The sequence below is a fragment of the Geodermatophilus sp. SYSU D00766 genome (assembly GCF_054049915.1).
Genome location: NZ_JBJGYI010000002.1, coordinates 190,643 through 208,383 on the forward strand (window position 1 = coordinate 190,643; position 17,741 = coordinate 208,383).

Sequence of the window (17,741 nt, forward strand, 5' to 3'; positions counted from 1 at the left end):
TCGCGGTGCGGAGGATGGGAGATTCGAACTCCCGAGGGGTTGCCCCCAACCCGCTTTCCAAGCGAGCGCCATAGGCCACTAGGCGAATCCTCCCGTGCCCCCGATGGTAGCGGGCGGCACCGCGGCGGTCAGCGGACGGTCCGCGGCGTGTGGTGCGCCACCCCGGGTGGTCGGCCGCGGCGGCACGGGGCAGGCTGTCGAGGTCGGGGGGCGCACGAGAGTCGAGGAGCAGGACGATGAGCGAGCCGGGTCAGGTCCGACCGGAGGTCGTGGACGAGATCGTGGCCGTCCTGCGTGGCGCCGACCCCGCGGGGCTGCCGCCCTCGGCCACGGCGGAGGAGAAGGCCGCGGCCAAGGACCGCTACCTCTCGGAGTTCGCCGCCGAGCGCAGCAAGCGCGACCGCCAGGCCCAGGCGTGGGAGCTGCTGCTGACCCGCAGCTACGACGAGCCGCCGACGTGGGAGCGGCTCTTCGACGACCTCCCGCCCGGCGCCGTCGAGGAGCTCGGCGGCCTCTACGACGTGCTGCCCTCGGGCGCACAGGAGGAGTACGCCCGTCGGTACGGCGTCCCCAGCACCGTCTGAGCCGGGCGTGCCGGGCGCACCCCGGCGGGGTAGGGAGCGCCGGTGACCTCGACCGTCCCCGGCCGCCTGGTGGCCGGCCGCTACCGGCTGGTGTCGCGGGTGGGCCGCGGCAGCATGGGCGCAGTGTGGCTCGGGCGTGACGAGCTGCTCGGCCGCGAGGTCGCCGTCAAGCAGGTGCTGCTGCCGGCGGGCACCGACCCCACGGTCGCCGACCAGCAGCGCCAGCGGGCGCTGCGCGAGGGCCGCATCGCCGCCCGGCTGACCCACCCGCACGCGATCTCGGTCTTCGACGTCGCCCTCGAGGACGGCGTCCCGTGGCTGGTGATGGAGTACCTGCCCTCCCGCAGCCTCGCCGAGGTGCTGCACCAGGACGGCGTGCTGCGCCCCGACCAGGTGGCGCAGGTGGGGGCGCAGCTGGCCGACGCGCTGGTGGCCGTGCACGAGGCCGGGATCGTCCACCGCGACGTCAAGCCCGGCAACGTGCTGGTCGGCCGGGGTGGGCGGGTCGACGGCCTGGTGAAGATCACCGACTTCGGCATCGCGCACGCCAGCGGTGACGTCACGCTCACCCAGACCGGCCAGATCACCGGGACGCCGGCCTTCCTCGCGCCCGAGGTCGCCCAGGGCAGCGAGATGACGGCGGCCAGCGACGTCTTCTCGCTGGCCGCGACGCTCTACACCTGCCTGGAGGGTGAGCCGCCCTTCGGCATGGACGACAACGCGCTGCGCCTGTTGCACCGGGTGGCCGGTGGGCAGGTGCGCCCCCCGCGGCGCGCGGGCTCGCTGGAGCGGCCGCTGCGGCGGATGCTGGAGGCCGACCCGGCCCGGCGGCCGTCGATGGGCGAGGTCCGCGACGAGCTGGCGCGGCTGGCCGCCGGCCGCGACGGCGACCCGACGACGGTGCTGCTGGCGCGCACCGCCCTCGGTGCGGCGCCCAGCCGCAGCCGCACCGCCCAGCTCGAGCCGGACCCGCCGCTGCCGGTGGGCCCGCCCGCAGAGGCCGTCGACCCGCCGACCCCCGTCGCGCCGGTCCCCGTCCCGCCGGACACGCTCGCGGGCCCGCCGGCCGGGGACCGCAGCGACCCGGACCCGCCCGAGCCGGCTCCCGCGGGGCCGCCGCCGCGGTCGGGGCCGCTGGTCGGCCCGAGGCGCCGGCGCCGCCGTCCGCTGCTGGTCGTGCTCGCCGTCGCCCTGGTCGCGCTGGTCGCCCTGGGGGGCACCTGGCTGGCCACCCGCGGCGGCAGCGCGGACCCTGACGGCGGGACGTCGGCCGGCGCCACCTCCTCGGCCCCGGCCGACACGACCGGGGAGCCCTCCGGCGACGGCGGGGCGCCGGCCGACGGGTCGTCCGCGGGCGAGCCGTCGGCGGAGAGCCCACCGCCGGCGACGGACAGCCCCTCCGCGGAGTCACCGCCCGCGGAGGAGGCGCCGGCCGACCCGGACACCGAGGCACGGGAGACCCTCGAGCAGTACTACGCGCTGCTGCCCGGGGACACGGCCGGCGCCTACGAGCTCACCGGGCCGACCCTGCAGTCCCGCGCCAGCTACGGGTACTACGAGGACTTCTTCGGCCGCTGGTCGGAGGTCAACCTGCTCGACGTGCGCGACGTCACCGACCGGGGCGACCGCATCACCGCCACCACACAGGTCGAGTTCCTCAACCCGGGCGAGCGGCTGGTCGAGACGCACGCGGTGACGTTCGTCCGCGCCGACGACGGCCGGCTGCTGATCGACCTCGACGTGGTCGCCTGACCCCGGAGACGACGACGGCGGCGTCCCTGGAGGGGGACGCCGCCGTCGTGGACCGCTGGCGGTGGCGGTGGGATTTGAACCCACGGAGGCTTGCACCTCACACGCTTTCGAGGCGTGCTCCTTCGGCCGCTCGGACACGCCACCGCCGAAGAGACTACAGGCCCCGTTGCCGGCGGAAGAACGCGCGTAGCAGCGCGGCGCTCTCCTCCGCCCGGACTCCCCCGGTGACCTGCGGGCGGTGGTTGAGCCGGCGGTCGCGGACGACGTCCCACAGCGACCCGGCGGCACCGGCCTTGGGGTCGTCGGCGCCGTAGACGACGTGCGCGACCCGGGCGAGCACGCTCGCGCCGGCGCACATCGTGCACGGCTCGAGGGTGACCACCAGCGTGGCGCCGGTCAGCCGCCAGCCGTCCCCGTGCACCCGCGCGGCCGCGCGCAGCGCCAGCACCTCGGCGTGCGCGGTGGGGTCGCCGAGCCGCTCGCGCTCGTTGGCCGCCTCGGCGAGCACCTGCCCGCCGGGCCCGAGGACGACGGCGCCGATCGGCGTGTCCCCCCACTCCTGCGCGGCGGCGGCGAGCTCCAGGGCGCGGGCCATCGCGGCGTCGAGAGGGTCCGGTCCCGTCACCGCACGCCGCCCCGGGGAGGTGTCCCGCCGGCAGTCGTGCTCTGCCCCCACCTGGGGGCAGAGCACGACTGTCCGCGGAGTCGATCCCGCCCGGCGGTCACGTCAGCGGGAAGCCGACCAGCGCCGACAGCTCGGCCAGCGCGGCCGCCGGGTCGGCCACCTTGACCGTGTGCATCCCCAGCGCCCGGGCGGGCTTGAGGTTGATGCCGAGGTCGTCGAGATAGGCGCAGTCGGCGAAGCCGAGGTCGCGGCCGACCGCCTCGTTCAGCCGCGCCAGCGCCCGGCGGTAGATCTCCGGCTCGGGCTTGCGCACCCCCTCGACCGACGACTCCACCACCGCGTCGAACAGGTCCAGCAGCTCGGCCAGCCGCCCGGTGCGCTCCATGGGCGCGACGTTGTTCGACAGCATCCCCAGCGGCAGGCCGGCCGACCGCAGCCGCCGCACCGCCTCGACCATCTCCGGACGGATCTCCCCCGACAGCGCGGCGAGCACCCGGCGGGCGTCCACCCGGTGCCCGGCGGCCAGCGCCTCGGCCTCGAAGGTGTCGACGAACCCCTCGACGTCGAGCTCGTTGCGCTCGAAGCGCGCCCAGGCGTTGGTGTCGGGGTTGGTGCTGTTGAGCCGGCGGATGAGGCCCTCGGGCAGGCCGGCCTCGGCCTCGTAGGCGGCGAAGGCCAGCATCGGGCTCTCGGTGAGGACGCCGCCGAGGTCGAAGACGACGGCGGAGACCGTCGCGCCCACCGGGGCGCTCACCGCGGCACCGCCGCGGCCAGCTCGTCGGCGAAGCCCAGGCGGGCGGCGACGGCCGCGACCATCTCGTCGGCCCACAGGTCGTCGGCGGTCACGATCGGCCGCAGCTGCGCGGCGGGCAGGCCGTCGTCGGCGAAGACGTCGAGGTCACCGCCGGGCCGGCCGGTCTCGTCGGGGTCGGGGGCGCCGCGCTCGTCCACGGCGATCCCGTACCGCTCCACGACCTCGGCGGCGAGCACCCACTCCTGCATCGTGGCGTCGGAGATCAGCGCCCGGACCATCCCGCCGGGGCCGTGCCGCAGCACGACGAAGTACAGCCGCGAGTCGACGACGACCACGAACGGCACCGGCCACTCGCCCGGGTCCCCCAGCGCCCGTTCCAGCACCGGCAGCTCGGCGTCGGCGTCGGCGGCCAGCAGCTCGACCCGCCACTGGCCGTCCGGGCGGCTGACCCGCACCGCCCAGCTGCCGCCTCCCGCGCCGCTCACCGGCGCCGCAGGAGGGTCAGGCCGTCGGCCAGCGGCAGCAGCACGGTCTCCCAGCGCGGGTCCGCGGCCAGGGCCGCGTTGAGCGCCACCACCGCGTGGTCGTCGTCGGACTCGGGGGCGAGCACCCGGCCACCGCGCAGCGTGTTGTCCAGCAGGACCACCCCGTTCTGCCGCACCCGCGGGTACAGCTCCTCCACGTAGTCCCGGTAGCCGGTCTTGTCGGCGTCGACGAAGGCCAGGTCGAGGACGGGCTCCTCCGGCATCGCGCGCAGGGTGTCCAGGGCGTCGCCCAGCCGCAGCTCGACCCGGTCGGCGACGCCGGCCCGCTCCCAGTACCGCCGGGCGACCGCCGTCCACTCCTCGCTGCGGTCGAGGCAGACCAGCGAGCCGTCGGCGGGCAGCCCGCGGGCGATGCACAGCGCCGAGAAGCCGGTGAACGTGCCGATCTCCAGCGCCCGCCGCACGCCGAGGGCGCGGGTGAGCAGCTGCATGAGCACGCCCTGCTCGACGGCGATCTGGAAGGTGGCCGGCGCCTCGCCGCGCTCGGCCAGGGCCGCGGTCTCGGCCACCAGGTCGGCGGCCACCTCGTCGAGCGGCTCGGAGCTCGCGCGGACGTGGTCGGCCAGCTCCGGGGTGAGGAGGAACGACCGCGGCGTCATGCCGGGCGCCGGGGACGGGGAGAGGACGGCATAGCCTCCGATCATGGCCGATCCCGCACCGGACGACGGCGCCCAGGTCGATCCCGCGCTGGCCGCCCGGCTCGCCGCCGACCCGCTCGCGGACCTGCTGGGCATCGTCCTCGAGGAGGTCCGCCCCGGGTACGCCCGCGCGGGCATGACCGTGGGCCCGCGGCTGCTCAACGCCGTCGGCACCGCGCACGGCGGGGCGACGATGGCGCTGCTCGACGTCGTCCACGCCGCGGTGAGCAACAGCCACGGCGTCGTGGCGGTCGCGCAGGACGTGCACACCGAGTTCCTCGCCCCCGGCCGGCCCGGCGAGCGGCTGGTCGCCGAGGGCACGGAATTGCACCGCAGCCGGCGCACCGCCGTCTACCGGATCGACGCCCGCGGCGAGGACGGCCGGCTGGTCGCGACCGCGCTGGCCCGGGTCTTCCGCACCGAGCGCGGCTGGGCGACGGCGGAGTGAGCCTGCCGGTCCCCACCATGCCGCGCCCGCCGGTCGGCGTCGTCGGTCTCGGCCAGCTCGGCGGGTCGCTGGCCGCCGCGCTGGTGGCGGCCGGTCGCGAGGTCCGCGGGTGGGACGTCGACCCCGCGGCCCGCGAGGCCGCCGCGGCGCGGGGGGTGCGGGTGACACGGGAGCTGGCCGGCGTCGTCGTCCTGGCCGTCCCGCTGCCGGACACCGCGGCGGCCCTCGACGGTCTCGACGTCGACCCGGCCGCCACCGTCACCGACGTCGGCTCGGTCAAGGAGCCGGTGCTGGCCACGGTGGGCGCCGCGCTGGGCGGGCGGTTCGTCGGCGGGCACCCGATGGCCGGGACCGAGCGCGCCGGGCACGCGGCCACCGACCCGGCGCTGTTCCGCGGCGCCCGCTGGGCGCTGTGCCTGGAGCCGGGCACCGAGCTGCCGCGCTGGCTGCGCGCCGCGGAGGTGGCCCTCGACGCCGGCGCGGAGGTGGTGCCGGTGACCGCCGCCGAGCACGACGCCGCCGTCGCCGCGGTCAGCCACGTGCCGCACCTGCTCGCCGCCGCGCTGGCCGCGGCCGCCGGCGAGGCCGGCCCGCTGGCCCTGGCGCTGGCCGCCGGCAGCTTCCGCGACGGCACCCGGGTGGCCGGCAGCGACCCGGCGTTCGTGACGGCGATGGTCGAGGGCAACGCCGGCCCGACGGCGGCCGCCCTCGACCGGGTGCTGGCCCAGCTCCGGCGGCCGTGGCCGGCGCTGGTGGCCGCCGGGCACGCGGTGCGCGCCACGGACCCCGGCCGGCGCACCGTGCGGGTCCCGCTGGACCGGGCGGCGCTGCTGGCGCTGGGCCGCGCCGGCGGGGCGGTGACCCGGCGGCTGGCCGCCTTCGTCGAGGGCTGGGTCCCGGAAACCTGAGCGGTTGCGCGGAAGGGGCGCAGGGCAGAGTGCGGGCATGGACGACGACGAGATCCGCCACCGCATCGACGCGCTCGCCGACGAGGAGCGCCTGCTCCGGGAGAGCGGGGAGCACACCGCCGAGCAGCGGGCCCGGCTCCGGCAGATCGAGGAGGAGCGCGACCAGCTCTGGGACCTGCGCCGGCAGCGGGACGCCAAGCGGCAGTACGACGAGGACCCCGACTCCGCGGAGGTCCGCCCGAGGTCCGAGGTCGAGGGCTACCTCCAGTAGCGCAGCAGGAGGACCCCCTCGCCCCCCACCGCTCCCAGGCTGGCGGCGGGCCCCTGCGAGGGGGCCGTTCCAGCCGCTGCTAGGCGGAGTCGCAGACCGGCCGGCGGTTGGCCGCGTCGTGGTGACCGGTGCCCAGCAGCGCCAGCTGCCAGAGCAGCCGCGCCCGCGGGTCGGTGAGCTTGCGACCGGTCACCGACTCGATGCGCCGCAGCCGGTGCATGACCGTGTTGCGGTGGCAGTACAGGAGGTCGGCGGCGCGGGTGGGCGAGCCGTCGGCGTCGAGCAGGGCCGAGAGCGTCTCCAGCAGCACCTCGCGCTCGTCCTCGGGCAGCTCCAGCAGCCGGCCGAGAGTGAGCCCGACGAGCCGCTCGGCGATCTCCGGCGAGTTGGACAGCAGCGCCTCGGGCAGCCGGTCGTCGACCGTGACCACCCGCGTGGTGCCGGCGCGCAGCGTGCGCGCGGCGGTCTCGGCCAGCCGGTAGGCACCGGCCACGGCCGCGGCGCCCTCCACGACGGCCGACACCCCGACCCGCCCGGTGGTCAGCAACCCCAGCCGGCCCAGCAGCTCCGGCAGCCGGCGGGTGCCCAGGGCCACCACGCCCACCTGCGCCTGCGCCCGGGTGCCCCACGCCGAGCGGATGCCGCGCTTGAGCAGGGCCGCCCCGGGGTCGGCCGGCAGGCCCGGCCCGTGCTCCCCGGCGGGGGCGACGACGACGGCCAGCCGGCCGGTCAACGGGACGGCGAGCTGCTCCGACGCCGTCCGGGCGAAGGCCGGGTCGCCGCCGCGGCCGTCGAGCAGGCCGTCGACGAGCCGCTGCCGCCCGGCGGCGTCGAGGCCGGTGCGGCGGCGCTCCTCGGTGCGGTAGGCCGTGGCGACGGCGGTGCACTCGCGGTCGTTGGTGCGCCACAGCGACCCGGCCACCTCCAGCAGCAGGCCGTCGTCGTGGCCGGCGACCTGCCGCGAGGCCGTGACCAGCGACTCCCAGAGCACCTGGCCGCCGAGCCGGTAGCCGCGCAGCACCGCCTCGAGCGGGATCTCCTGGCTGGCGCGCAGCCGGCCGACCTCGGCGGCGGCGGCCGCCCCGGCCTCGCGCTCGGGGACCGACCCCTCCGACAGCAGCGCGCGGACGCCGACGGCGAGGTTCCCCTTGAGGGAGGCGCGCATCGCGGCGGGGTCGGAGCGCAGCGCGTCACGGTAGGCGGGCTCGGTGCGCAGCAGGATGTCGACCATCCGGTCGGTCATGCCGTCGAGCTCGCCGAGCAGCACCGGCACCAGCTCGGCGAGCCGGTCGGCCACCGCGCGCCGCGTCTCCTGCACGTGACCACCTCCCCTCGGCACCGCCGACAGCACAACACGGGCCGGTCATCACTGTGCGGTCAGCCCATTGTGACGGCCCTCACCAGTCGGCAGGCTGTTCGGGACGGAGCCGTGACTCATTCGTCGCCCCGCGCGCCGCCGGTCGCGGCGACTCCCCGACGCAGAGGAGACGTGGGCCCCTTGGCGCAGCCGCCGGACAGCACGGGCAGCACCACGCCGCACCGCGACCGCTCGCCCGACGCCCGGTTGGAGATGACCGGGATCAGCGTGTCCTTCGGGGGCGTCGCCGCGCTCTCCGACGTGTCGCTGACCGTCGAGCCCGGCCAGGTGCACGGGCTCATCGGGCCCAACGGAGCGGGCAAGACGACCCTGTTCAACGTCGCCTGCGGCCTGGTCCGCCCCGACACCGGCCGGATCGTGTGGCGCGGCGACGAGCTGCGCCGGCTGCGGCCCAGCCAGCTCAGCCGGCTCGGCATCGCCCGCACCCTGCAGGGCGTCGGCCTCTTCCGCGGCCTGACCGTGCTGGAGAACGTCATGGTGGGCGCCCACCGGCACGCCCGGGCCGGGTTCGTCTCCGCGCTGTTCGCCATCCCGACGTCCGACCGCGACGAGGCCCGGCTGCGCGCGCGGGCCCTGGCGGCCCTCGAGGAGCTCGAGGCCACCCCCTACGCCGGCCGCTACCCCGACTCGCTGCCCTACCCGGTGCAGAAGCGGGTCGCACTGGCCCGTGCCCTGGTCAGCGACCCCGACCTGCTGCTGCTCGACGAGCCGGCCAGCGGCCTGTCCGAGGACGAGATGCACGAGCTCGGCGACCTGATCCGCACGCTGTCCGGGCGGATGAGCGTGCTGCTCGTCGAGCACCACATGGACCTCGTCATGCGGGTGTGCGACCGGATCACCGTGCTCGACTCCGGCCAGCAGATCGCCGCCGGCACGCCTGCGGAGGTGCAGGCCGACCCGGCCGTGACCGAGGCCTACCTCGGCGACGAGGTCGACGTCGCGAGCGACGCCGCGGCCCTGACCACGTCCACCGACGGACGGGAGCGCTGACGTGACCCAGCCGAACGGGGCCTCGCTGTCGAAGGGGGCCACCGCCGCGTCCGCCGCCTCCTCCCCCGCCGCCGGGACCGGGGGTGGGGCCCGCGCCGCCGCGCCGGTGCTGGAGGTCGAGGGGCTGTCGGCCGCCTACGGGCCGGTCCGGGCGCTCGACGGCGTCTCGCTGCAGGCCGAGGCCGGCCGGATCACCGCCGTCCTGGGCGCCAACGGCGCGGGCAAGACGACGCTGCTGCGCACCATCAGCGGCCTCGTGCGCCCGACCGCCGGCCGCGTCGTCCTCGGCGGCGAGGACGTCACCCGGGCGCAGGTCGAGGCCATGGTCACCAAGGGCATGTCGCACGTGCCGGAGGGCCGCGGCGTCATCGCCGAGCTGACCGTCGACGAGAACCTGCGCGTGGGGTCGCTGTTCCGCGGCAAGGTCGGCAAGGACGAGTTCGACCGGGTCTACGACTTCTTCCCCCGCCTGGTCGAACGGCGGGACAACCCGGCGCACACGCTCTCCGGCGGTGAGCGGCAGATGCTCGTCATCGGGCGGGCGCTGCTGGCCCAGCCCCGTCTGCTGCTGCTCGACGAGCCGTCGCTGGGCCTGGCGCCGCGGATCGTGGCGCAGATCTTCGCGCTGCTGCGCAACCTCGTCGACTCCGAGGGCCTGTCGGTGCTGCTGGTGGAGCAGAACGCCCGCAGCGCCCTGTCGGTCGCCGACGTGGGGGTCGTGCTCAACCTCGGGCGGGTCGTGGTCACCGACGAGGCGCACCGGCTCGCCGGGGACGAGGAACTCCGCCACGCCTACCTCGGCTTCTGAGCCGGCCGCCCGTCCAGGACACAGCAGGAAGGCGATCCGCTCGTGCAGCAGTTCGTGAACGTCACCCTCACCGGGCTGATCTCGGGGTCGGTCTACGCGGCCTTCGCGCTGGCCCTGGTGCTCATCTGGCGGTCCACCCGCATCGTCAACTTCGCGCAGGGCTCGATGGCCGCGGCGACCAGCTTCATCGCCCTGGCCCTCATCCAGGCCGGGCAGTCCTACTGGCTGGCCCTCGTCGTCGCCCTGGCCAGCGGCTTCGTCATCGGCGCGGTCATCGAGCGGGTCGTCATCCGGCCGGTCGAGGGCGGTCCCGAGCTCAACGCCGTCATCGTCACCCTGGGCCTGTTCGTCGCGATCCAGGCGCTGATCGCGATCGTGTTCGGCTCGTCGTTCGAGTCGTTCCCGGCACCGTTCGGGCTGCGCGGGTTCACCGTCGGCGAGACCACCATCGCCCTGACCCCCAACAGCATCTACGTGCTGGTCGCGGTCGTCCTGACGATGGCCGGCCTGATCGCGCTGTTCCGCTTCACCCGCCTGGGCCTGGCCATGCGCGCCTCGGCCTTCGGGCAGGAGGTGGCACGGCTGCTCGGTGTCCGCGTCGGCCGGATGCTGACCCTCGGCTGGGCGCTGGCCGCCGTCGTCGGCTCGCTGTCGGGCCTGCTCATCGCCGGCGGCGGCCTGGTCTACCCGGCCTACATGGACGCGCTCATCGTGTTCGGCTTCGTCGCCGCCGTGCTCGGCGGCCTCGACTCCCCGGTGGGCGCCGTCGTCGGCGGCCTGACCATCGGGCTCGCGCTGAGCTACGTCAGCGCCTACCTCGACCCCGCACTGGTCAACCTGGCCGCCCTCGTGATCCTCATGGTGGTGCTCCTGGTGCGGCCCGGCGGCCTGTTCGCCAGCAGCACGGCACGGAGGGCGTGAGCCAGATGACCCAGCCGCCGGACACCCCCGTCGTCTCGACCGGGGAGATCTCCTCCGAGGCCCCCGTCGAGGCCACCGCCGCCGCCAACGCGCCGTCGGCCTCCGTCGGCGGGGGACGCTCGTTCCTCCCCGCCAACACGCTGCTGCGCCACCTGCTTGTGCTGGTCGCCTGCGCCGTGGGCGCGGTCGTCCTGCTGGAGATCACCGACCCGTTCACCAACTCCCAGCTGGCCCAGCTCACCTACTACGCGATCGCGGCCGGTGGGCTGACGGTCCTGACCGGCCTCAACGGGCAGATCTCCCTCGGCCACGGCGCGCTCATGGCCGTCGGCGCCTACACCACCGCGCTGATGCTCGACGCCGACGAGCCCCTGCCGCTGCCGGTCGTCCTCCTGGCCGCGGTGGCCCTCGCCACGGTCGTCGGCGCGCTGGTAGGGGTCGCCGCGGCCCGGCTGCACGGCCCCTACCTGGCCGGGGCGACGCTGGCGCTCGCGGTCGGCCTGCCCGGCCTGGCGGTGTACTACGGCGACCTGTTCGGCGGGGAGCAGGGCCTGCGGGTGCGGGCACCGCGGGCACCGGAGAGCTTCGAGAGCTTCATCGACCTGGTGTCGGGCAACCCGCCGAGCGCCACCAAGTGGCTGGCCTACGTCGGCACCATCTGCCTGCTCATCACCTTCTTCCTGCTGGCGAACCTGGTGCGCAGCCGCATCGGCCGCACGTGGCGCGCGGTCCGCGACCAGGAGGTGGCCGCGGAGCTGGCCGGCATCAACCTGGGCGCCTGGCGGGTGCTGGCCTTCGTCGTGAGCGCCGCCTGCGCGGGCCTGGCCGGCGGGGTGCTGGCCCTGGTGGTCCGGCTGGCCGCGCCCAGCGGCTTCACGCTGGTGCTGTCGCTGGCGCTGCTGACCGCCATCGTCATCGGCGGCCTGGGCAGCCTGCTCGGCGTCCTGCTCGGCTCGGCGCTGCTGGTGTTCCTGCCGCCGTTCGTCACCGACCTCGGCGCCGACCTCGGGCTCAACAGCACCGAGGCCGCCCAGCTCGCCCCGTTCGTGTACGGGCTGGTGCTCGTCGTGGTGATGATCTTCGCCCCGGCCGGGGTGGTCGGGACCATCCGGATGCGGTGGCTGACCGCCCGGGCGCGCCGGGCGGCGCGCGGCGCCGGCAGCTGAGCGGCGGCCGCCGCGCCGCGGGCCGACGCCGGCCCTCCCCCACAGACCCCCGGCCGAACGCGTCCGGGACCGGAAGAAGGAGAACCGTTGACCAGATCCTCCCGGCGACTCACCCGGCTCCTGGCCGCGGCCACCGTCGCCACGACGCTGGCTGCCTGCGGCGGCGGAGACGACGGCGGCGGTGGCGGGGGCGGTGGCGGCGAGAACGAGGCCTCCGACATCGGCATCACCGAGGACACGATCAAGCTCGGGGCGCACTACCCGCTCACCGGCGTGGCGGCCCCCGGCTACAGCGAGATCCCGACCGGTGTGCAGGCCTACTTCGACCACGTCAACGCCAACGGCGGCGTCTACGACCGGCAGATCGAGTACGTCTACCGCGACGACGCCTACAACCCCACGAACACCAGCGCGGTGGTCAACCAGCTGGTGCTCGAGGACGAGGTCTTCGCGGTCGTCGGTGGCCTCGGGACGCCGACGCACTCCGCCGTCCTGGAGTTCCTCAACAGCGAGCGCGTGCCCGACCTGTTCGTCTCCTCGGGCTCGCGGCTGTGGGGCGAGACCCCGGAGGACTACCCGTACACCTTCGGCTGGCAGACCGACTACGTCAGCGAGGGCAAGATCCTCGGGCAGTACATCGCCGAGAACCTCCCCGACGCCAAGGTCGGCCTGTTCCTCCAGGACGACGACCTCGGTGCCGACGGCGAGAGCGGCCTGCGGGAGTACATCGACGACCAGATCGTCGAGGTGCAGAGCTACGTCCCGGGCAACACCGACGTGGGTCCGCAGATCGCCGCGCTGCAGGCCGCCGGGGCCGACGTCGTCGTCGGGTTCAACGTGCCCAGCTACACGGCGCTCTCGCAGCTGGTCTCGCTGCGCCTGGGCTACCAGCCGCAGTGGTTCTACTCGAACGTGGGCTCGGACCCGACGCTGGTCGGCAGCCTGCTGGCCAACTTCTCCCAGGGGCAGGTGACCGACGCCACGCTGCTCGACGGCGCGATCACCACCGAGTACTTCCCGGGCACCGACTCGCCCGACGACCCGTGGGTGCAGATGTTCCAGCAGATCTGGGACGAGCAGGGGCAGGAGGGCGAGCTGACCACCTTCCGCCTGTACGGCATGGCGCAGGCCTACACGACCGTGCAGGCGCTGCAGGCGGCCGGGCAGAACCCCACGCGGGACGACCTGGTCGCGGCGATCGAGGAGGTCGGCGCCGACTGGGAGGGTCCGCTGTTCGCCCCGTTCCGGTACTCCGAGGACAGCCACATGGGCACCAGCGGCATGCGCGTCGTCCAGGTGGCCGGCGCGGCTGTCGAGGAGCTGACGCCGGTCCTCACCACCGACCTCGGTGACGCCGAGATCGAGGAGGACGACAGCGAGGCCGCCACTCCCCCGGAGAACGGCATCCCCGAGGAGGAAGCCGCGAACTAGTCGAAGGGCCCCCTTCCCGGGGGCCGTTCCAGCACCTCACCGACGGGCCGTCGGTCTCCTCCGGGGACCGGCGGCCCGTCGGCGTTCCGGTCACCCGTGCGAGGAGACACTCAGCTGTCGAAGTGTCGGCCGGTGATCTCCGGGTACGAGCGCCCCGGCAGGGCACGGGCGGAAGGACGGGAGCGTCGATGGTGCAGGCGGCACGGACGATCCGGCGGGCGGTGGTGACCGGCGGCGCCGGGTTCCTCGGCTCCCACCTCTGCGAGCACCTCCTCGACCGCGGCGTCGAGGTGGTGTGCCTGGACAACTTCCTCACCGGCTCGCCGGAGAACGTCGTCCACCTGCTCGAGCACCCCGGGTTCCGGCTGGTGCGCTGCGACGTCACCGACTTCGTGCACGTGCCCGGCCCGGTCGACCTCGTCCTGCACTTCGCCTCGCCGGCCAGCCCGCTGGACTACCTGCGCATGCCGATCGAGACGCTCAAGGTCGGCAGCGTCGGCACGCTGCACACCCTGGGCCTGGCGCACGAGAAGGGCGCCCGGTACGTGCTGGCCTCGACGTCGGAGGTCTACGGCGACCCGCTGGTGCACCCGCAGCCGGAGGAGTACTGGGGCAACGTCAACCCGGTCGGTCCGCGCGGCGTCTACGACGAGGCCAAGCGGTTCAGCGAGGCCATGACGACCGCGTACCGGACGTCGAAGGGCACCGACACCGGCATCGTGCGCATCTTCAACACCTACGGCCCGCGGATGCGCGCCGACGACGGCCGGGCCATCCCCGCCTTCGTCGGCCAGGCGCTGGCCGGCCGGCCGCTCACCGTCGCCGGCGACGGCTCGCAGACCCGCTCGATCTGCTACGTCGACGACACGGTGCGCGGCATCCTCGCGCTGGCGTTCTCCGACCAGCCCGGCCCGGTCAACATCGGCAACCCCGACGAGCTGTCGATGCTCCGGCTCGCCGAGTGGGTCATCAAGCTCACCGGCTCGTCCTCGGGCATCGAGTACATCGACCTGCCCGTCGACGACCCGAAGGTCCGCCGTCCCGACACCCGCCGCGCCGAGGAGCTGCTCGGGTGGCGTCCCCGCGTCGCCTCGGAGGAGGGGCTGAGCCGCACCGTGGCGTGGTTCGCCGAGCGGCAGCGGACGCTCGCGCTGCAGGCCGGCTGACCGGCTCCCCCGGGGCCGCGGGAGCCTCCTCGACCGGCCCGCTCCCACTGTGGCCGACTTCGCATCTACATTGGTGACCGGCGGTCGTAGAGCACGCCGAGAAACCGGACACTGACGGAGAGCGAGCAATGGGCCGCCACGCCGACACGAGCACCGTGCGCCGCAGCCAGCGTCCCGCACCCGTCGCCCTGCTGGCCGGCCTCGTGGTCGTCGCGCTGGTGGCCGGCGGGCTGGTCTGGTGGCTGGCCTCCGGGTCGGGCGGGGACGACGGGTGCGAGGACACCCGCACCGTCCGGGTCACGGTCGCACCCGAGATGGGCGGCGTCGCGCAGGACCTCCTCGCCGAGCCGCAGGACCTCGGCGGCGGGAGCTGCGCCGTCGGCGAGGTGAGCGCCCAGGAGCCGCTGCAGACCGTCGGCGACCTCTCCGCCCTCGAGGACGGCGCGCTGCCGCAGGTCTGGGTGCCCGACAGCTCGCTGTGGACCGTCCGCGCCGGCGAGGTCGAGTTCGACGCCTCGGGGTCGATGGCGCGCTCCCCCGTCGTCCTCGGCACCAGCCAGGCCGCCGCCGACCAGCTCGGCTGGACCCAGACGCCGCCGGACTGGCGCGCGGCGCTGAGCGGCCAGCGCCCGATCGCGGTGCCCGACCTGGCCGCCAGCGCCGAGGGCGTCGCCGCGCTCGCCGCCGTGCAGACCTCGCTCGGCGGGGGCGAGCAGGCCGACAACGCCGTCGTCCAGGCCGTCCTGGCCGCCCGCCGGGGCCCGGCGGTCGACCCGGCCGACGCGCTCACCGCCGCCGCGGAGAACGACGTCGAGGCCGCGCTGGTGCCGGTCAGCGAGCAGGAGGTCATCACGGTCAACCGGGCGACCCCGGACTCCTCGCTCGTCGCCGTCTACCCGGCCGAGGGCTCGCCGCAGCTGGACTACCCGGTGCTGCGGGTGGGCCCCACCGCCGACGAGGACCGAGCCGCCGTCGACGCCGTCGTCCGGACGCTGACCTCCGCCGGTGCGCGCACCGCCGTGCTGGCGGCCGGGTTCCGCGACGCCGAGGGCACCCCGCCGACCGACCCCGGCCCGGGCGTGCGGGAGGAGGCGCCCCCGGTGCTCGACGTCGACCCCGAGGGGGTGCAGACCCTGCTCGGCGAGCTCAGCCGGCTGGCCGCGCCCTCCCGGCTGCTCACCGTCATCGACGTGTCGGCGTCGATGGAGGCCCCCGCCGGGGACGGCACCCGCGCCACCCTCGCCCGCGACGCGGCCAAGAGCGCGCTGACGCTCATCCCCGGGACGTCGTCGATCGGGCTGTGGGTGTTCGCCTACCAGCTGCAGGGCGAGCAGGACTGGACGGAGCTCGCGCCCATCCGCACGCTCTCCGACGAGGTCGACGGCACCACCCAGCGCGACCTGCTCGACGACGAGCTCGACACCGTCCCCGACCGGCTCGCCCCCGGGGGCACCGGCCTGTACGACACGACGCTGGGCGCCTTCCGCGCCGCGCAGGAGCAGTACGACCCCGAGGCCGTCAGCAGCGTCGTGATCGTCACCGACGGCACCAACGAAGACTCCTCGGGCATCGACCTCGACACCCTGCTGCAGACGCTGGAGGCCGAGGCCGATCCGCAGCGGCCGGTCAAGGTCATCGGCGTGGCGCTCGGCCCGGACGCCGACATCGAGGCCCTGCAGCAGATCGCCTCGGCCACCGGCGGCGCGGCCTACTCCGCCGTCGACCCCAACGACCTGCAGGACGTGCTGTTCGACGCGCTGCGGCAGCGGTAGCACCGCGGTCGCCCGGACCGCCCGGCGGTCAGCGCAGCAGGGCGAGCACGCGGGCCGGGGTCTGGTCGGCCTGCGCCAGCACGGCGTTCCCCGCCTGCGCCAGGACCTGGCTGCGGGTCAGGGCGGTGACCTCGGCGGCCACGTCGAGGTCGCGGATCCGGGACTCGGCGGCCGTCGTGCCCTCGATGGCCGCGCCGAGCACGCCGATGCGGGACGAGAGGCGGTTGTCGATCGCGCCGAGGTGGGCGCGGAGGTCCGACACCCGGGCGATGGCGCCGTCGATGGCCCGGAGCGTGCCGGCGGTGCCCGCGTCCCCGGTGTAGTACGGGGTCAGCGCCGCGGCGTCGGCCGCCGTGGAGGCCGGGCCCGGGGTCTCCCCGGTGAACAGCAGGCCGGTGGCGGTGGCGACGAACGGGGTCGACCCGGTGCCGAGAGCCGCCACGGCGCCGGCGTTGAGCCGGTCGAGGCGCTCCTGCGCCGTCCCGGCGCCGGTGTAGTCCACCGACCCCAGGTCGAAGGTCCGCCCGCCGTAGCGCACCGTGCCGGCGAGGGCGTCGAAGCTCTCCGCGTGGGCGTCCGCCGAGACGTGGTCGCCGGCCAGGAGCAGTCGTCCGGGTGCGGCGGTGGCCCGGGCGGCGGGGACGGCGGCATCGACCGTGGCGGGGACGGGCCCGGTGTAGCGCGGGGTCAGCCCGGCGGCGTCGGCCGGCAGCGAGGCCGGACCCGGGGTGGCGCCGGTGAGCACCAGTCCGGTGGCGGTCGGGGTGAGCGGACCGACGCCGAGGGTGGCCGCCACCGCGGCGTCGAGCCGGTCGAGGTGGTCCCGCGCGGTCACCGCCCCCGTGCGGTCGACCGACGCGAGGTCGAGCACCCGCCCGTCGTACTCCACGGTCCCGGTCAGCGCGGCGAGGGCGGCGGCCGAGGTGGGGTCGACCGCGAGGGTCAGCCGCCCCGGCGCGGGCGTGCTCGGCTCGACGGCGACCGCCGGGGTGAGCGTGTGCGGGAGACCCAGGCCGCCGGTCACGTCGACCCGGGACAGCCCCAGGCCGGCGGCGCTCACCGCCCGGCCGGAGACGGCGATGACGACGCGGAGGGTGTCACCGGCGTCGGCGCCGACCTGCAGCAGCCGGTCGTACGTGCCGTCCAGGAGCCGGATGCCGTGGGAGGTGGTGGTGTCCGCGACGTCGTCGATCTCGCGGCGCAGCTGGTCGAACTCGGTGCGGACGGCACCGGCCGCCGCCGCGTCGAGGGCACCGGCGTTGCCGGCCTGCACGGCCAGGTCGCGCATCCGCCGCAGGATCGCCTGCACCCCGTCGAGGGCGCCGTCGGCGGTGCGGACGACGCCGATGCCGTCCTGGGCGTTGCGGACCGCCACGGTCGCGCCGCGGGTGCGGGCGCGCAGGCCCTCGGAGACGGCCAGCCCCGCCGCGTCGTCGGCGGCGCCGGTGATCCGCAGTCCCGAGGACAGCCGCCGCAGCGACGCCGTCACCGACCGGTCCGTCCGCTCCAAGGCGGTGTGGGCGCGGACTGCCGCCACGTTCGTGGCGATCCTCATCCCCGCGCCTCCGTCGTGTCCGCGGCCCC

The 17,741-nt window shown here is 75.7% G+C and carries 18 protein-coding genes and 2 tRNA genes; 12 read left to right on the plus strand and 8 right to left on the minus strand.

Annotated features, from left to right (window positions below; translation table 11 throughout):
- Positions 1 to 8: 8 nt before the first annotated feature.
- Positions 9 to 93: transfer RNA gene (locus ACI8AD_RS02875), tRNA-Ser, on the minus strand.
- Between the two features lie 143 nt (positions 94 to 236).
- Between ACI8AD_RS02875 and ACI8AD_RS02880 the strand changes: the two genes are divergently transcribed.
- On the plus strand, positions 237 to 584 hold the full coding sequence (locus tag ACI8AD_RS02880) for a hypothetical protein (protein ID WP_089406046.1): 348 nt from the start codon (positions 237 to 239) through the stop codon (positions 582 to 584).
- Positions 585 to 626: 42 nt separating this feature from the next.
- Entirely contained in the window at positions 627 to 2,336 is a 1,710-nt protein-coding gene (locus tag ACI8AD_RS02885; protein WP_456869051.1) for a protein kinase domain-containing protein, read from the plus strand.
- A 56-nt stretch (positions 2,337 to 2,392) separates the two neighbouring features.
- Here the strand turns inward: ACI8AD_RS02885 and ACI8AD_RS02890 are convergent.
- From ACI8AD_RS02890 to ACI8AD_RS02910, 5 genes are all read right to left on the minus strand, one after another.
- A tRNA-Ser gene (locus ACI8AD_RS02890) sits at positions 2,393 to 2,480 on the minus strand.
- 10 nt (positions 2,481 to 2,490) lie between these two features.
- Entirely contained in the window at positions 2,491 to 2,961 is a 471-nt protein-coding gene (locus tag ACI8AD_RS02895) for a nucleoside deaminase (protein WP_456869052.1), read from the minus strand.
- A 97-nt stretch (positions 2,962 to 3,058) separates the two neighbouring features.
- On the minus strand, positions 3,059 to 3,715 hold the full coding sequence (locus ACI8AD_RS02900; protein ID WP_456869053.1) for an HAD-IA family hydrolase: 657 nt from the start codon (positions 3,713 to 3,715) through the stop codon (positions 3,059 to 3,061).
- A complete protein-coding gene (locus ACI8AD_RS02905; RefSeq protein ID WP_456869054.1) occupies positions 3,712 to 4,200 on the minus strand; it encodes a tRNA adenosine deaminase-associated protein in 489 nt (162 codons plus the stop codon). Before ACI8AD_RS02905 ends, ACI8AD_RS02900 begins: the two co-directional genes overlap by 4 nt.
- Positions 4,197 to 4,904 carry an O-methyltransferase gene (locus ACI8AD_RS02910; RefSeq protein WP_456869055.1) on the minus strand — a complete coding sequence of 236 codons (708 nt, stop codon included), beginning with the start codon at positions 4,902 to 4,904 and terminating at the stop codon, positions 4,197 to 4,199. The genes ACI8AD_RS02905 and ACI8AD_RS02910 overlap by 4 nt, the downstream gene beginning before the upstream one ends.
- On the opposite strand from ACI8AD_RS02910, the gene ACI8AD_RS02915 reads away from it, so the two are divergent.
- The 3 genes from ACI8AD_RS02915 to ACI8AD_RS02925 are packed head-to-tail and all read left to right on the plus strand — an operon-like array spanning position 4,903 to position 6,525.
- A complete protein-coding gene (locus ACI8AD_RS02915) occupies positions 4,903 to 5,346 on the plus strand; it encodes a PaaI family thioesterase (RefSeq protein WP_456869056.1) in 444 nt (147 codons plus the stop codon). The genes ACI8AD_RS02910 and ACI8AD_RS02915 overlap by 2 nt on opposite strands.
- Positions 5,343 to 6,254 (plus strand): prephenate dehydrogenase/arogenate dehydrogenase family protein, encoded by a 912-nt coding sequence (locus ACI8AD_RS02920; RefSeq protein ID WP_456869057.1) that lies wholly within the window; start codon positions 5,343 to 5,345, stop codon positions 6,252 to 6,254. Before ACI8AD_RS02915 ends, ACI8AD_RS02920 begins: the two co-directional genes overlap by 4 nt.
- Positions 6,255 to 6,291: 37 nt before the next feature.
- On the plus strand, positions 6,292 to 6,525 hold the full coding sequence (locus ACI8AD_RS02925) for a DUF2630 family protein (RefSeq protein ID WP_456869058.1): 234 nt from the start codon (positions 6,292 to 6,294) through the stop codon (positions 6,523 to 6,525).
- A 79-nt stretch (positions 6,526 to 6,604) separates the two neighbouring features.
- Here ACI8AD_RS02925 and ACI8AD_RS02930 read toward each other — a convergent pair whose 3' ends face one another.
- On the minus strand, positions 6,605 to 7,843 hold the full coding sequence (locus ACI8AD_RS02930) for a PucR family transcriptional regulator (protein WP_456869059.1): 1,239 nt from the start codon (positions 7,841 to 7,843) through the stop codon (positions 6,605 to 6,607).
- Between the two features lie 171 nt (positions 7,844 to 8,014).
- On the opposite strand from ACI8AD_RS02930, the gene ACI8AD_RS02935 reads away from it, so the two are divergent.
- From ACI8AD_RS02935 to ACI8AD_RS02965, 7 genes are all read left to right on the plus strand, one after another.
- Positions 8,015 to 8,893, plus strand: coding sequence for an ABC transporter ATP-binding protein (locus ACI8AD_RS02935; RefSeq protein WP_456869060.1), 879 nt, complete (start codon positions 8,015 to 8,017; stop codon positions 8,891 to 8,893).
- Position 8,894: 1 nt separating this feature from the next.
- Complete coding sequence (locus ACI8AD_RS02940) at positions 8,895 to 9,701, plus strand: ABC transporter ATP-binding protein (RefSeq protein WP_456869061.1); 807 nt, start codon at positions 8,895 to 8,897, stop codon at positions 9,699 to 9,701.
- 42 nt (positions 9,702 to 9,743) lie between these two features.
- Entirely contained in the window at positions 9,744 to 10,622 is an 879-nt protein-coding gene (locus ACI8AD_RS02945) for a branched-chain amino acid ABC transporter permease (protein ID WP_089406053.1), read from the plus strand.
- Between the two features lie 5 nt (positions 10,623 to 10,627).
- Positions 10,628 to 11,788, plus strand: a complete 1,161-nt coding sequence (locus ACI8AD_RS02950; protein WP_456869161.1) for a branched-chain amino acid ABC transporter permease — start codon at positions 10,628 to 10,630, stop codon at positions 11,786 to 11,788.
- 87 nt (positions 11,789 to 11,875) lie between these two features.
- Complete coding sequence (locus ACI8AD_RS02955; protein ID WP_456869062.1) at positions 11,876 to 13,219, plus strand: ABC transporter substrate-binding protein; 1,344 nt, start codon at positions 11,876 to 11,878, stop codon at positions 13,217 to 13,219.
- A gap of 188 nt (positions 13,220 to 13,407) precedes the next feature.
- The gene (locus ACI8AD_RS02960) at positions 13,408 to 14,385 is read left to right on the plus strand and encodes a UDP-glucuronic acid decarboxylase family protein (RefSeq protein ID WP_456869063.1); all 978 of its coding nucleotides are present in this window, start codon (positions 13,408 to 13,410) and stop codon (positions 14,383 to 14,385) included.
- A gap of 128 nt (positions 14,386 to 14,513) precedes the next feature.
- Entirely contained in the window at positions 14,514 to 16,157 is a 1,644-nt protein-coding gene (locus ACI8AD_RS02965; protein ID WP_456869064.1) for a VWA domain-containing protein, read from the plus strand.
- Positions 16,158 to 16,185: 28 nt separating this feature from the next.
- Here the strand turns inward: ACI8AD_RS02965 and ACI8AD_RS02970 are convergent, their stop codons facing one another.
- The gene (locus ACI8AD_RS02970; protein ID WP_456869065.1) at positions 16,186 to 17,712 is read right to left on the minus strand and encodes a flagellin N-terminal helical domain-containing protein; all 1,527 of its coding nucleotides are present in this window, start codon (positions 17,710 to 17,712) and stop codon (positions 16,186 to 16,188) included.
- Positions 17,713 to 17,741: the final 29 nt, after the last annotated feature.